Consider the following 12,894-nt stretch of genomic DNA (forward strand, 5'->3'; position numbering starts at 1 on the left):
CCTTGTCCAGAAAATCTAAACCGGACAGCCGTGGGACAAGCCCGGGCATGACGACTTTGAGCAATTGCGGATCAATCACCGCCGCAGCACCGCAATCGTCCTGTTAGCGAATGTCAACCGCTCGGCCATGACAGACACGAAGTACGTCAGCAGCTTGTGGCTGAGTGCGGGATCTTCTTGCTTGATTTCATCGAACTGGAGCGTGTTCAGCACGTAGGGCACGCTGTCGACCTCGGCCTGAATCGTCGCGCTGCGTGGCGTGTGTGAGACCAGGCCCATCTCGCCGATCGTGGTGTAGCGCCCCAGGCTGCGCACACGCGTGGTGCGGTCGTCGTCGGCGGGGACCATGATGCCGACGCGCCCGTCGAGGATGAAGAGCATGGAATCGGCGGGATCACCGGCCTGCACGATGATCTCGCCGGCCTCGACCTCGATGCGTTGGCAGCGGCGGATCAGCTCGTCGGCATCGTCCTCGCTGTCGAGAATGCCAGCGAACCAGTCGCGCAGGCTGGCTTCTTCCTGCGCCAGGCCCTGGTGCTGCGCGATGATCTCGTTCTCGCACCATTCCAGGGCGCGATCGAGCTCTGGAATGATGGTGACGCCGTCGCCGATGAAGTCGCTGGAGCGCAGCACCTTATCGGCCGCAGCCGACAAATGCACCAGTACGAGCTCGACGCCGAGATCGGCCGCGCTACGCTTGATCTGGGCGAAGCTGTAGGCGGCGGAGGAATCGACGCCGGTGACGAGCTTGAAATCGAACAGCAGATAGCGGCACTCCGGGCGTTCGTGCAGCAGCAGCTTGACGTGCTGGTAGAGCCGGTTGGCGGAGCCGAAGAACAAATAGCTCTGCAGGTTGAGACCCTGGATCTTGCCGCCATGGGCCAGCAGCACCTCCTGGTCGTCGCGCGAGCGGTCGAGCGAGGAGCGATATTCCGAGCCGTCAAAACTGTATTTGATCGATTCCACCCGCGCCGCGCTGAACGCAAAGGTCGCGCAGCCGATGATGACGCCGATCAGGATGCCCGGCACGAAGCCCCAGACGACGATGATCGCGATGATGGCGATCAGCGACAGATATTCGAGCCTGGACAGCCGCTTGCGCGATTCGATGATCCATTTGTGCAGCTGGTCGGCGCCGAGATAGAGCAGCAAGCCACCGAGCACGAATTTCGGCATGAAGCCGAGCAGCTCCGGCGCGACCGCGAGCATCAGCAGCGAGATGGCTGCGACCGTGAGGCCGGACAGGCGTCCGCGGCCGCCGCTCGAGAAATTGAGGATCGAGCGACTGACCGAGATGCAGCCGGCATAGCCGCCGAGTGCGCCGGTCAGCATGTTGGCGACGCCGGTCATGTTCAGCTCGCGTTCCAGATTGGCCTCGCGATGCACCGCGACCTCGATGCCGGTGGTGTTGAACAGCGTGCTGGAGGCGGTGACGAAGATGACGGCGACGAGGTTGCCGAGCAGGTCGGGCACCGCGAACCAGGGATAGTGGATGAAGCCGTCCATGTGCCAGGGCACCATGAAGGCCGCAGCCGGCGGCGGCTGGAACGTCCAGCCCATGGCGCGGGCCTCGTCGAGCGAGACGCCCGTGACCCAGAATGCCAGATGCGCCGTCAGCATGCCGCCGATCAGGATGATCGGCAATCCGAACGGACTGCGCGAGCGGTGCCAGGTCAGATACAGCACCAGCGCCATCGCGCAGGCGGCGCCGAGCTCCGACAGCGTGACGCTGTTGATGAAGTGCAGCAATGTCGAGAACTGCACGGGATGGCCGGTGATCACGCGGATCGCGCCCATCACGATCAGGAGCCCGGTGGCGCCGAGAAAGCCGCCGACCACGGGGTAGGGCACGTAGCGGATGGCGCGACCCATCCGCGTCAGGCCCAGCCCGCACAGCGCGACGCCGGTCAGCACGGTCGACAGGGCGAGCGTGATCAGGACCGGAGAGAGCAGGGGTGCCGATGGATTGGCCGTTTCGATGCGCTCGACCAGCGAAGCCGCAAGAATGCCGGTGACGGCAGCGGTCGAGCTGTCGGGAGCAGCGATCGCGAAAGGAAGCGAGCTGCCGAGCCCGATCACGAGCGCAAGTACCGCGGAGCTGACGAAGGTTGCAGCGATGCCGTAGGAGAGATAGGGCGAGAGCGGGCCGGCAAAGATCAGCAGCGAATAGGACAGGCCGAACGTTACGGTGAGGACGCTCGCCGCACCTCCTCCGAGCATATCATTGAGCGCACGCTTGACGGACGGGTTGATCCCCGCGATCGGACCGAAGCCAATTGCCGGATCTGTCACGTCCTGAAACTCGCTCATGAAAATTCCCATCCGGAGAGGTAGACGAGCGCGAGCCTAGCGCAACAGGATTCTTGCAAATATGAAGTATCCGACAGTTCTGCCGGAGTCTGCGTGTGAACGGCCAATCATATGGCTAAGGGGGAAAACCGAAATTGCCATCCGGTGTCGTCCTGGCGAAAGCCAGGACAGACCCATTACCTCAGGGAGGAGTCTGGCACGGGCTGACAACCGCGAGTCACCGCCAAACCACCTCTTGGGGTGATGGGTCCTGGATCTGCGCTTCGCTTGTCCAGGACGACGACGGGCTTGGTGAGCGAGGCGAGACGCGCCGGCCTCTCCGCGTCATTGCGAGGATGCTCGCGACAAAATTGCGCAGCAATTTTGCGCTGATGCGACGAAGCAATCCAGAATCCCGCCGCGGCGCAGTCTGGATTGCTTCCGCCTTCGCCAAAGGCTTCGGCGGACAAGTCGCTTCGCGCGCAATGACGGAGTAAGAGGCAGCAGACGAGCCTAAATCTTCAGCTCTTTTCCCGTCACCCGCCGATACGCTTCAAGATACCGCTTGCTGGTCGCATCCACCACGCTTGCGGGCAGTGGTGGCGGCGGGGCGTCGCCGTTCCAGCGGCCGGCGCGGCGCTCGGCGTCGAGATAGTCGCGCAAGGGCTGCTTGTCGAAGCTCGCCTGCGGCTGGCCGGGCTTGTAGGCATCGACCGCCCAGAAGCGCGAACTATCCGGCGTCATGACTTCGTCGATCAGGATGATGCGGCCGTCCTTGTCGCGGCCGAACTCGAATTTGGTGTCGGCGATGATGATGCCCTGCTCGCGTGCCAGCTCCTCGCCGAGCGTGTAGATCGCGCGCGTCATGCTCTCGAGCGTGTAGGCGACGTCGTCACCGACGACGGATCGCATCTTCGCGACGGTGATGTTCTCGTCGTGGCCGGTCTCGGCCTTGGTCGCGGGGCTGAAGATCGAAGGCTCGAGCTTCTCGCTCTCGACGAGGCCGGTCTTCAGCTTCTCGCCGGCAAGCGTGCCTGAGCCAGCATATTCCTTCCAGGCCGATCCCGAGAGATAGCCGCGGATCACGCATTCAATCGGAAATACGGTGGTGCGCTTGCACAGCATGGCACGGCCGAGGATCTCGTCGCGGTGGGCTTTAAGCGCCGGTACGGCCGTGATGATCTCGTCGGTGTCGGCGCTGATCATGTGATGCGGCACGATGCCTTCGAGCTTATTGAACCAGTACGCACTGATCTGGGTCAGCACCGCGCCCTTCATCGGGATGGTCTCGCCCATCACGACGTCGAAGGCGCTGATGCGGTCGGTGGTGAGCAGCAGCAGGCGGTCGTTGTCGACGGCGTAGATATCGCGCACCTTGCCGCGGCCGATCTTGGTCAGGGGCAGGTCGCTGGAGAGCATCGTGGTCATGGGCAGAGCTTTCGGGGCGTTCGCGCGAGAAATCCGGCCGCGCCTGATGGCACGGCCGAAAGCCGGATTAGCCTATTCCGGCAGCGGAATGAACTCATGTTCCTGCGGAACCGCAGCGAAGCGCCCGGTTTTCCAGTCCTGCTTGGCCTGCTCGATCCGCTCCTTGCTGGAGGAGACGAAATTCCACCAGATGTGGCGCGGACCTTCCAATGCATCGCCGCCGAGAAACATCATCCGCGTCGCCTTGAGCGCCCTCACGGTGATGCGGTCGCCGGGGCGGAAGATCAGCAGCCGCGGCCCCTCGTAGCGCTCCTTCGCGATCTCGACCTCGCCGTCGACGACATAGATCGCGCGCTCCTCATGGTCTGGGTCGAGCGGCACGATCGCGCCGGCGGCGGCCGTGACCTCGGTGTAGAACCAGGGCGAGACCATCTTCACCGGCGAGGCGATGCCGAAAGCGGATCCGGCGATCACCCGCGCGGTGAAATCCCGCTCGGAGATCATCGGCAGATCACCGGCCGCATAATGCTGGAACGAGGGATCGATCTCTTCCGAGCCTTCAGGCAGCGCGATCCAGCTTTGCAGGCCGAGCATCTTCTGGCCCGAGGCGCGCTGCGCATCCGGCGTGCGCTCGGAATGGGCGATGCCGCGGCCCGCAGTCATCAGATTCATCGCACCGGGCGCGATTTCCTGCACGTTGCCCTCGCTGTCGCGATGCATGATGGATCCGTCGAACAGATAGGTGACGGTGGCAAGGCCGATATGCGGATGCGGTCGGACGTCCATACCCTTGCCGGAGACGAACTGCACCGGGCCGAAATGATCGAAGAAGATGAACGGCCCCACCATCTGCCGCCTGCCATGCGGCAGCGCCCGCCGCACCTCGAAGCCGTCGCCGAGATCGCGGGTGCGCGGCACGATGACGAGATCGAGCGCGTCGCATGACATGGGATCGCCCAGCACGGGATCGTTGGAGGGTTGCCAGCTCATGGTGGGCTCCTTTTGGCTTTCTTGGGCTCGATCGTAGCAGAATTTCGTATCGCCGTCGCGACTAAGGCCGAGGCTGGATGTTGTGCGGCGGTGCCGCGCACTCCGCTGTCGTCGCCCGCCTTGTGCGCCCTTGCGCACTGGGGCGGGCGATCCAGTACGCCGCGGCCCCTCGCTTTAATCACCGCTGTCTCGGAGTACTGGATCGCCCGGTCAAGCCGGGCGATGACAGAGTGCGTGTGGTGCGCGGATGGTCCTTGAAAAAATGGACGCAACGAACGATGTTCGGTCGACCGCAACGGTGATCGATCACAGCCTTCGATGACAGCAGCCGCCCTCGACCTCGCCTTTCGCGCCGCCAGTGTCGCGCTGCTGCTGATGCTGGCGGTGTCGCTGTTGCATGATTATCGCAACGTGCTCGCAGCTCGCCTCGGCGCGTTCTTCGTGCTGGGCTCGGTTGCGCATGCGTCGAGCTATTCGCTGGACGTCACGTCGCGGGTCCCGCTCTGGCATGCACCGCTGATCGCAATATCGACCGGCACCATCGTGGTGTTCTGGCTGTTCACACGCGCCCTGTTCGACGACGAGTTTCGCTTGCGCTGGTGGCACGGTCTGATCTGGGGGCTGGTGACGGCCTACAGCTTCGCGGGCTGTGTCTGGATTGCACCCAGCGGCCATGTACGGTTCTCGGTGACGATGGTCAACCTGATCGTGCTTGGTTTCATCGCGCTTGCGGTCGGACAGATGATCGCCTCCTGGCCGGCCGACCTGGTCGAGCGTCGCCGCCGTGTTCGCGTCTTCATCGTCTGCGCCATCGCACTCTATGGCGGATTGAACGCGGTGCTCCAGATCGCGGTCGCCGGCCAGCATGTCGGCGCTGTTGCCGAAACCATCAATGCCGGCGCGCTCACCTGCACCGTCGCGGCGATCGTCTATGCCATGATGCGCGTTGACGGGGCGGATCTGTTTCCGGCGGCAGTGGAGCCCGCGCCGCCTGATGTGTTCAGCCAGCCTGCGGCCGATGACACCGCCGATCAAAGGCTCATTGATGCCCTGATGCGGCTGATGGCGGACGAGCGGATCTATCGCCAGGAGAACATCACCATCGGCGTGCTGGCCGGCCGGCTGAAGATCCCGGAGTACCGGCTGCGCCGGCTGATCAACCAGCGGCTCGGCTACCGCAACTTCAATGTGTTCCTGAACAACCATCGCATCGAGGAAGCCAAGGCCGCGCTCGCCGATCCCAGCCAGGCCGAGGTTCCCGTCATCACCATCGCGATGGACGCCGGCTTCCAGTCGCTCGGTCCCTTCAACCGCGCCTTCAAGGCCGTGACCGGCGTGACGCCGACGGAATACCGCCGCCTCAAGGCCGAAGCGGCTTAGAGCTTGATAGGTCTCTGAAATCACAAAAGAATTTTGAAATCGACCAGCCTCGGGCCACTTTCAGCTAGGTCATTTTCCAAATCCGGCGAGCGCATTCTGACCCCATCTGGCTCCTTTCCCGGCACCCGCCTCGAACCGGAGAAAAGCCTTTGACCCGCCGCCGCAAAATCCTCCTCCTCACGTCAGCCATCGCCTGTGCCGGCCTCGCGCTCGGCGCAGCGCGGGCACGTGACGTGCCCAAGGTTGCCACGGGCTTCATCGCCCACACGCTCTGCTCGGAGATTTTCGTCTCTGGCCTCGATGTCAGGCGCGACCTCGTCGAGACCACCGACGCGATGCCGGGCGCCAGTCTGCTGACCTGGGCGATGGATCTTCAGGTCGATCGCAGCAGGAAGGATGTCACGGTGTCCCTATTCGGCATCGGCCGCAGCCACGCCGTCTATCGCGACAGGCTCGGCTGCACGCTCGAGCATGGGCAGGGGATCGCCGATGTCGCTCTGCCGCCCGACGACAAGCAGCCTGCGTTGCTGCCCGAGATTGCAGGTCCCGCCATCGTAGCCCCGCAAAGCGAGGGCCTCGCCGCCGCGCTCGACCGCGCCTTCACTGAGCCCGCCCAGCAGCCCTATCGCCGCACCCGCGCGATCGTCGTCATGAAGGCCGGCCGCATCATCGCCGAGCGCTACGCCGACGGCATCGGGCCACAGACGCAGCTGCTCGGCTTCTCCATGACGAAGTCGGTGATGTCTGCGCTGACTGGCATCCTGGTGCGCCAGGGCAAGCTGAAGCTCGACGGGCCCGCGCCAATCGCCGCCTGGCAGAACCCCGATGATCCCCGCCACGCCATCACTGTCGATCAATTGCTGCGGCACACCGCCGGCATTGCGCTTGGAAGCTCGTTGGAGGCCAAGCTTGGCTCGGTGCTCGAGCCGGTCAACACGATGAAATACGCCGAGGACGATATGGCGAGCTTTGCCGAGCGCGCGCCGCTTGCGACTGCGCCGGGCACGGCGTGGAATTATCACGACGGCAATTTCCTCATCCTCGCGCAGTTGATCCGCAACGCCGCCGGCGGCAAGCCCGCCGATGCCTTGGCCTTCGCGCGCCGCGAATTGTTCGCGCCGCTCGGCATGAACCACGTCACGCTCCAGCTCGACGCGTCAGGCACGATCGAGGGCTCCGGCGAGATGATGGCCTCCGCACGCGACTGGGCGCGCTTTGGCCAGCTTTATCTCGACGACGGCGTCGCCGGCGGCAAGCGTATCCTGCCGGAGGGCTGGGTGAACTATTCCGCGTCCGCCACGCCAAACGGCTGGGTCGGCATCGGCGCGGGCTTCTGGACCAACCAGGGCGACAGCTTTGGCGCAAAGTTTCGCACCAGGCACGGCTGGCCGCGCGATGCCTTCTTCGCCAAGGGCACGATCGGGCAGTACACGATCATCATTCCCTCGCAGAAGCTGGTGATCGTGCGCCTCGGCCGCTCGCAGAACTGGCCGCCTGAAGTGGACGGCGTGTTCGATCTCGTGCGCGACGTCGTGGCAGTCACGCGAGAGACGGGCAAGCTAGCCGGGGTAAACTAAGACTGCCTTCCCAGCTCAGTCGCCTTGGCCACGCGATCGAACCGCTCCAGCGTCATGATCGCGTCGGCGAACTTGTCGGCCCGTGCATTCAGCACGGGCCGCGCCAGCGTCAGGAATTTCTGCTGCATGGCCTGCGCGTCCGGGAACGAGGTCGGCTCTCCGGACGGATCGGCATAGAGCCGCTCATGCACGGCATCGTCGGTCGTGATGCTGACGCGGGCGCCGAACGGATGGGTGCGGCCGACCTCAAGCCGGTCGTCCTGCACCACGTCGAACTTGTCGGCGAGCGCGTCGATCGCGGCATCGCCGAGTCTGGCGTAGTCGTCCCAGCCGAACGAGCCCTGGTCGAGCGCGAGCGCGCCGGTGAAGAACATCGAGAACTGGCCGCCGACGATCGAGGTCGGATGCCGCTTGGTGGCGGCATCGCCCGTCAGCGTGATGCCGTTGCGATGCAGGCCGATCTCGACGCGCTTGACCTGGTCGGGCGTCAGATTGTGCTCGCGCCGCATCGCGATCAGCGCGTCGATCGCGGCGTGGGTGTAGCGGCAGCTCGGATAGGGCTTCACACCAATCTTCATGGTCTCGTAGGTCTTGCCGAGCCCGGCGACAGCCTTGTCGGGATGCGCGTCGTCGGTGTAGCCGGCGAGCAGGCCATGCTTGCCTTCGACCGATTCCGTTGCGCCGACGAAATCGTTGCGCGCCAGGGTCGCTGCGATCACGCCGTTCATCGCGGCCGCGCCGACCTGGTAGCGCTTGTTCCAGGCGCCGTTCACCAGGAATTGCAGCGAGCCTGCCGCCTGGCTGCCGGCGACGCCGAAGGCGGCGATGATCTGCTGCTCGGTGAGGCCGAACAGCTTTGCCGCCGCCGCTGCCGCGCCATAGGTGCCGGCGGTCGCGGTCGGATGGAAGCCGCGCGCATAATGCGAGGTCGGGTCGAGCGCGTTGCCGAGCCGGCAGCACACCTCATAGCCCGCAACGATCGCGGTCAGTACATCGCGGCCGGACGCGCCGACCATCTCGCCGACGGCGAAGGCGGCCGGAACCACCGGTGCGCTCGGATGCAGCGATGAATCCGCATGCGTATCGTCGAAATCGAGGGAATGACCGAGCGCCCCGTTGAGCAGCGCCGCCACCGCCGGCGTCCAGGTCTTGGAATCGCCGAACACGGTGGACTCGCCCTTGGTGTCGAGCGATAGCGCTTCCAGCATCTTCAGCAGCGACGGGGTGGACTCGGCCTCGCGCCGCGCCCGGATCGCGCTGCCCAGAAAGTCCAGCGTCAGCACCTTGGCGCGATCCAGCACCTCCGCCGGAATATCCTGGTATTTCAGGTCGGCGACATAGGCGGCGAGCGTTGCGGTTTCGTGAGCCATCGTGTTTCCTCGTTTTGGCCGGCAAGTTAGGCGGGCTGATTTTGCCTTTCAAGCGGCCTTGGGGCCGCGGGCATCAGCCATGCTTTTGGTCGGCGTATGGGATCGGACCGGGACATCAGACGATGATTTCAGCAAGAGAGCTGTTCGACCGGGCCTGGTCGCGCAGAACGCAATTGGGGCTGGCGGTCCGGGTCACCGTCGCGGCCACCGGCGCCTATGCGCTCGCCACCGCGCTGCATCTGCTGTTGCCGCTCTGGGCCGTGCTGACCTCCATCATCGTGACCCAGATGAGCGTCGGCCGCTCGCTGAAGGCGACGCGTGACTACATGCTCGGCACGATCGGCGGCGCGATCTATGGCGGCGCCATCGCCATCCTGATTCCTTATTCCAGTGAACTCGGCCTGTTGGGCTTGCTGGTGCTGGCCGTGGCGCCGCTTTCCTTCCTCGCAGCGCTCTATCCGAACCTGAGCTCGGCGACGGTGACGGCGGTGATCGTGCTGGTGCTGCCGTCGATGCATCATGCCGATCCGATGGCTTCGGCGATCGACCGCGTCTGCGAGGTTTCGGTCGGCGCTGTGACGGGGCTGCTCGTCTCCTTCCTGGTGCTGCCCTCGCGCGCGGTCCGGCAGATCAGAGCCAGTGCGGCGAAATTGCTCGATTTGATCGCGGAGGCCTTCGGCGAGCTGCTTGCCGGCCTGACGCGCGGCCGCGACAACGATGCGCTGCATCGGATCCAGGACGGCATCGGCACCGCCATGGTGGGCATGAACACCATCGGCACTGAAGCCGAGCGCGAGCGTTCGGCGCGGCTGTCGAGCGGTCCGGACACCGGACCATTGTTGCGGACGATCCTGCGGCTGCGCCACGACGTCGTGATGATCGGCCGCGCCACCGTGGTGCCCTTGCCGGTCGAGGTGCAGGTGAGGCTCGCCGTGCCGCTGGCCGAAGTCGGTGCTGCGATCCAGCGCTTTCTGAAATCCGCTGCCGAAGCCTTGCGCGAAGGCGGCGGCGCGCCGCCGATCCATCCGGTGCATGTCGCGCTTCAGCATTATTCCGACGCGGTGGCGGCCGTGCGCCAGGACGGACTGATCCGCGGCCACGCCAGCGACACCGCGGAGCGCTTCTTCGCGCTCGGCTTTTCGCTCGAGCAGATGCATCAGAATCTCTGCGACCTCGATCGCGTCGTCGGCGAATGGTCGGAGGCAGCAGCCGATGGACCGGTGAAGGTGGCAGAGTGAGCTACCTCTTCGTCAGGCCCTTGCCCTGCAGGCGCCAGAGCAGGAGATCGATGCGATCCTGGCCGAAGAACGGCTCGTTCTCGAACACGAAGGTCGGCACGCCCCAGTGACCCGAGGCCGCGTGGTCCTTCTCATTCTCCGTGATCACCTGCTCGAATCGGTCAGGATCGGCGCTGATCGCTGCGTCCATCGCAGTGAGATCGAAGCCGGCCTTTTCGGCGGCGCGCGCGAGGTGATCGCCCTCGTTCCAGCCCGCGACAGAGCCGTCCCAGAGAACGGGCGCGATGGCGGCGGTGAACGCGAAAGAGCGGCCTTCGAGCTGCATCATGGCGCCGAGCCGCGTCAGGCGATGGATGTAGGGCTGCTCCGCCGCGACATCGAGCGTCGTCATGTCCTGCACGATCGGATCGGGCCGCGGAAAACGGAATGGAATGTCGGCGTGCTCGGCGACGCGGCGGCTGTCCAGCACGATGTAGCGCGCGAATTGCGGACTGGCCTTCTTGAAGAAGCCGGGCACGCGCACCGCGATCGGATAGACTGGTCGCAGGTTGACGGCGAGATCGTACTCCTCGACCAGCTTCAGCGTCCTCGGCAGCGCCAGATAGCTGTAGGGGCTGCGAAAGGAATAGAAGAGGTCGACGGACAGCGTCATCGCACCGGCTCGACGATGCATCCCATCATGCTGCGGGCCACGAGCTTGTGGAACGGCATGATGAGCGTGAGGTAGCTCCGTCCGAGCACATTGTTTGTCTTCACCAGAGTGGTCAGGGTGACCTCGCGGCTCGCGGCATCGCCGGCCACTTCAACGACGATGCGAAAATCAAGGTGCGAATCGTTGAAGCCGGCGATCAGCCGTTCCGGCGTCTCGCTTAGCACCGGAAACAGGCCGATCAGGCCGCCCGGCGCAGGCGCGCCTTCGCCCGATTTTTTCAGACCAAATGGCGTCACCAGGATGTTGCGCAGGCGCGTCAGCACATCGACCCAGCGCGGCCCGTGCAGCACCATCAGGGTGCAGGCCTCGCGAGCCGTCAACGGTGCTGCGCCGATCTCTGCCCGAAAGGCGTCAATGAACTGCGCGCCTGAGAGCACGGCGCCTGTATCGACCTCGGGGGTGATTTCGCGAACGGATCCTGTCATGGCGTGATTTTGCGCGTCAGCATCCGGAAGCGCAAGATCAACAATCCGGCATAGACGAACGATCCGATCGACAATCCGATCCAGACGCCGACCGCGCCGAGATCGGCGTGGAACGCGAGCATCCAGGCGATCGGGAAGCCGACACACCAGTAGCCGATGGCGGCGAACACCAGCGTCATCTTGGTGTCATTGATGCCGCGTAGCGCGCCGCCCATGATGGTCTGGAGCGCATCGGCGATGAAGAAGGTCGCGCCGACCAGGAGCAGGGTCGCGGTGAGCTCGACTGTCGGCACGCTGGCCGCGTCGCTACCGAAGAACAGCCGCCCCAGCTCGAAGCGGCCAAGGATAATGGCGACGGTCAAGGCCGAGACGAAGGCAATCCCGAGCACCGCCGCGACCAGCCCCGCGCGCCGCACGCCGGCCGGGTCGTCGCGGCCGAAGGCGTGGCCGACCCGCACGGTCGTAGCCATGCCGATGCCGAGCGGCACCATGAACAGCACCGCGGTGACCTGGAGTGCGATCTGATGCGCGGCAAGCGCGGTGGTCGAGATCAGCCCCATCAGCAGCGCAGCCGACGAGAACAGGCCGTATTCCAGCAGCAGCGAGAACGAAATCGGCGCGCCGATCGCGATCAGCTGGCGCATCAAGGGCCAGTCGATCCGCCACAGACGCGTGAGCGGATGGTAGTCGGCGAACGGCTTGCGCAAGGCCGCAATGGTGAGCGCGGCGATGAAGGTGCCGAGATTGACGAGCGTGGTCGCCAGCCCCGCGCCGAACAGGCCGAGCTCCGGCAGGCCGAACAGGCCATGGATCAGGCAATAGACCAGCGCGAAATTCGCAGGAATCGCCGCGAGCGTGATCCACAGCGGCGCCTGCGGCCGGTTCACGGCGCTCATCATGCTGCGGATCGCGATGAAGCCGAGCGCCGGCGCGATGCCCCAGGCGAGGCCATTCAGGTAGCGCTGCGCGAGCGCGGCCGAATGCGGCGCCTGTCCGAGCGCGATCAGGATGTGCTCGCCATAAAGCGGTGAAGCCATCATCGGCAGCGAAATCAGCAGCGCGACCCAAAGCCCGACGCGCAAGGAGAGGCGGATGCGCCTGACATCGCCGGCCCCGAACGCCTGGGCTGCCAGCGGCGAGACCGCGGCCATCAGGCCAAGTCCGAAGGTGAAGCTGACGAAGTAGACGGTGTGCGCAAGTGCCGCAGCCGCGACCGAATCCTCGCCGAGCCGCCCGATCAGCGCAAGATCGCTGGTGATCATCGCGATCTGCCCGAGCTGTGTCAGCATCATCGGCACCGCCAGCCGCAGCGTCTCGACGAATTCGAGTGCGAGATGGCTTTGCACGCCGGTTTGCCCCGGCTGTTGTGGTTGGACGCTGTCGAGCATGGCCGGTCATTAGCACAGCCGCGCGACCAAAACATGGCCCGCTTTTACCCTCTCCCCTTGTGGGAGAGGGTGGCTCGCCGCATCGCGGCGAGACGGG

The 12,894-nt window shown here is 65.0% G+C and carries 10 protein-coding genes; 3 read left to right on the forward strand and 7 right to left on the reverse strand.

What is annotated here, in order from left to right; translation table 11 throughout:
• Positions 1–75: 75 nt before the first annotated feature.
• The 3 genes from Q0687_RS23255 to Q0687_RS23265 form a co-directional block, all read right to left on the reverse strand.
• Positions 76–2,292: a SulP family inorganic anion transporter gene (locus tag Q0687_RS23255; RefSeq protein WP_298881920.1), complete on the reverse strand. Its 2,217-nt coding sequence runs from the start codon at positions 2,290–2,292 to the stop codon at positions 76–78.
• 510 nt (positions 2,293–2,802) lie between these two features.
• Positions 2,803–3,717, reverse strand: coding sequence for a phosphoribosylaminoimidazolesuccinocarboxamide synthase (locus Q0687_RS23260; protein ID WP_298881897.1), 915 nt, complete (start codon positions 3,715–3,717; stop codon positions 2,803–2,805).
• Positions 3,718–3,789: 72 nt separating this feature from the next.
• A complete protein-coding gene (locus Q0687_RS23265) occupies positions 3,790–4,707 on the reverse strand; it encodes a pirin family protein (protein ID WP_298881900.1) in 918 nt (305 codons plus the stop codon).
• 318 nt (positions 4,708–5,025) lie between these two features.
• Here Q0687_RS23265 and Q0687_RS23270 point away from each other — a divergent pair, with 318 nt between their 5' ends.
• Positions 5,026–6,087 (forward strand): helix-turn-helix domain-containing protein, encoded by a 1,062-nt coding sequence (locus Q0687_RS23270; protein WP_298881902.1) that lies wholly within the window; start codon positions 5,026–5,028, stop codon positions 6,085–6,087.
• 149 nt (positions 6,088–6,236) lie between these two features.
• Complete coding sequence (locus Q0687_RS23275; protein WP_298881905.1) at positions 6,237–7,664, forward strand: serine hydrolase; 1,428 nt, start codon at positions 6,237–6,239, stop codon at positions 7,662–7,664.
• Here the strand turns inward: Q0687_RS23275 and Q0687_RS23280 are convergent.
• The gene (locus Q0687_RS23280; RefSeq protein ID WP_298881907.1) at positions 7,661–9,034 is read right to left on the reverse strand and encodes an MmgE/PrpD family protein; all 1,374 of its coding nucleotides are present in this window, start codon (positions 9,032–9,034) and stop codon (positions 7,661–7,663) included. The two genes, Q0687_RS23275 and Q0687_RS23280, sit on opposite strands and share 4 nt — an antisense overlap.
• A gap of 122 nt (positions 9,035–9,156) precedes the next feature.
• Between Q0687_RS23280 and Q0687_RS23285 the strand changes: the two genes are divergently transcribed.
• Positions 9,157–10,272, forward strand: coding sequence for an FUSC family protein (locus tag Q0687_RS23285; protein ID WP_298881910.1), 1,116 nt, complete (start codon positions 9,157–9,159; stop codon positions 10,270–10,272).
• 1 nt (position 10,273) lies between these two features.
• Here the strand turns inward: Q0687_RS23285 and Q0687_RS23290 are convergent, their stop codons facing one another.
• From Q0687_RS23290 to Q0687_RS23300, 3 genes are read right to left on the reverse strand one after another with little or no spacing between them, the layout of a single operon-like run.
• A complete protein-coding gene (locus Q0687_RS23290) occupies positions 10,274–10,924 on the reverse strand; it encodes a 2-hydroxychromene-2-carboxylate isomerase (protein ID WP_298881913.1) in 651 nt (216 codons plus the stop codon).
• On the reverse strand, positions 10,921–11,409 hold the full coding sequence (locus tag Q0687_RS23295; protein ID WP_298881916.1) for a DUF2867 domain-containing protein: 489 nt from the start codon (positions 11,407–11,409) through the stop codon (positions 10,921–10,923). Before Q0687_RS23295 ends, Q0687_RS23290 begins: the two co-directional genes overlap by 4 nt.
• Positions 11,406–12,797, reverse strand: a complete 1,392-nt coding sequence (locus Q0687_RS23300; protein ID WP_298881919.1) for an MATE family efflux transporter — start codon at positions 12,795–12,797, stop codon at positions 11,406–11,408. The genes Q0687_RS23295 and Q0687_RS23300 overlap by 4 nt, the downstream gene beginning before the upstream one ends.
• Positions 12,798–12,894: the final 97 nt, after the last annotated feature.

The organism is uncultured Bradyrhizobium sp., assembly GCF_936928535.1.
Classification (GTDB): domain Bacteria; phylum Pseudomonadota; class Alphaproteobacteria; order Rhizobiales; family Xanthobacteraceae; genus Bradyrhizobium.

Excerpts from the sequence above, each read along its gene's own strand:
- Q0687_RS23260 (WP_298881897.1), bottom strand. The coding sequence starts at position 3,717 with ATGACCACGATGCTCTCCAGCGACCTGCCCCTGACCAAGATCGGCCGC.
- Q0687_RS23265 (WP_298881900.1), bottom strand. The coding sequence starts at position 4,707 with ATGAGCTGGCAACCCTCCAACGATCCCGTGCTGGGCGATCCCATGTCA.
- Q0687_RS23270 (WP_298881902.1), top strand. The coding sequence starts at position 5,026 with ATGACAGCAGCCGCCCTCGACCTCGCCTTTCGCGCCGCCAGTGTCGCG.
- Q0687_RS23280 (WP_298881907.1), bottom strand. The coding sequence starts at position 9,034 with ATGGCTCACGAAACCGCAACGCTCGCCGCCTATGTCGCCGACCTGAAA.
- Q0687_RS23285 (WP_298881910.1), top strand. The coding sequence starts at position 9,157 with ATGATTTCAGCAAGAGAGCTGTTCGACCGGGCCTGGTCGCGCAGAACG.
- Q0687_RS23290 (WP_298881913.1), bottom strand. The coding sequence starts at position 10,924 with ATGACGCTGTCCGTCGACCTCTTCTATTCCTTTCGCAGCCCCTACAGC.
- Q0687_RS23295 (WP_298881916.1), bottom strand. The coding sequence starts at position 11,409 with ATGACAGGATCCGTTCGCGAAATCACCCCCGAGGTCGATACAGGCGCC.
- Q0687_RS23300 (WP_298881919.1), bottom strand. The coding sequence starts at position 12,797 with ATGCTCGACAGCGTCCAACCACAACAGCCGGGGCAAACCGGCGTGCAA.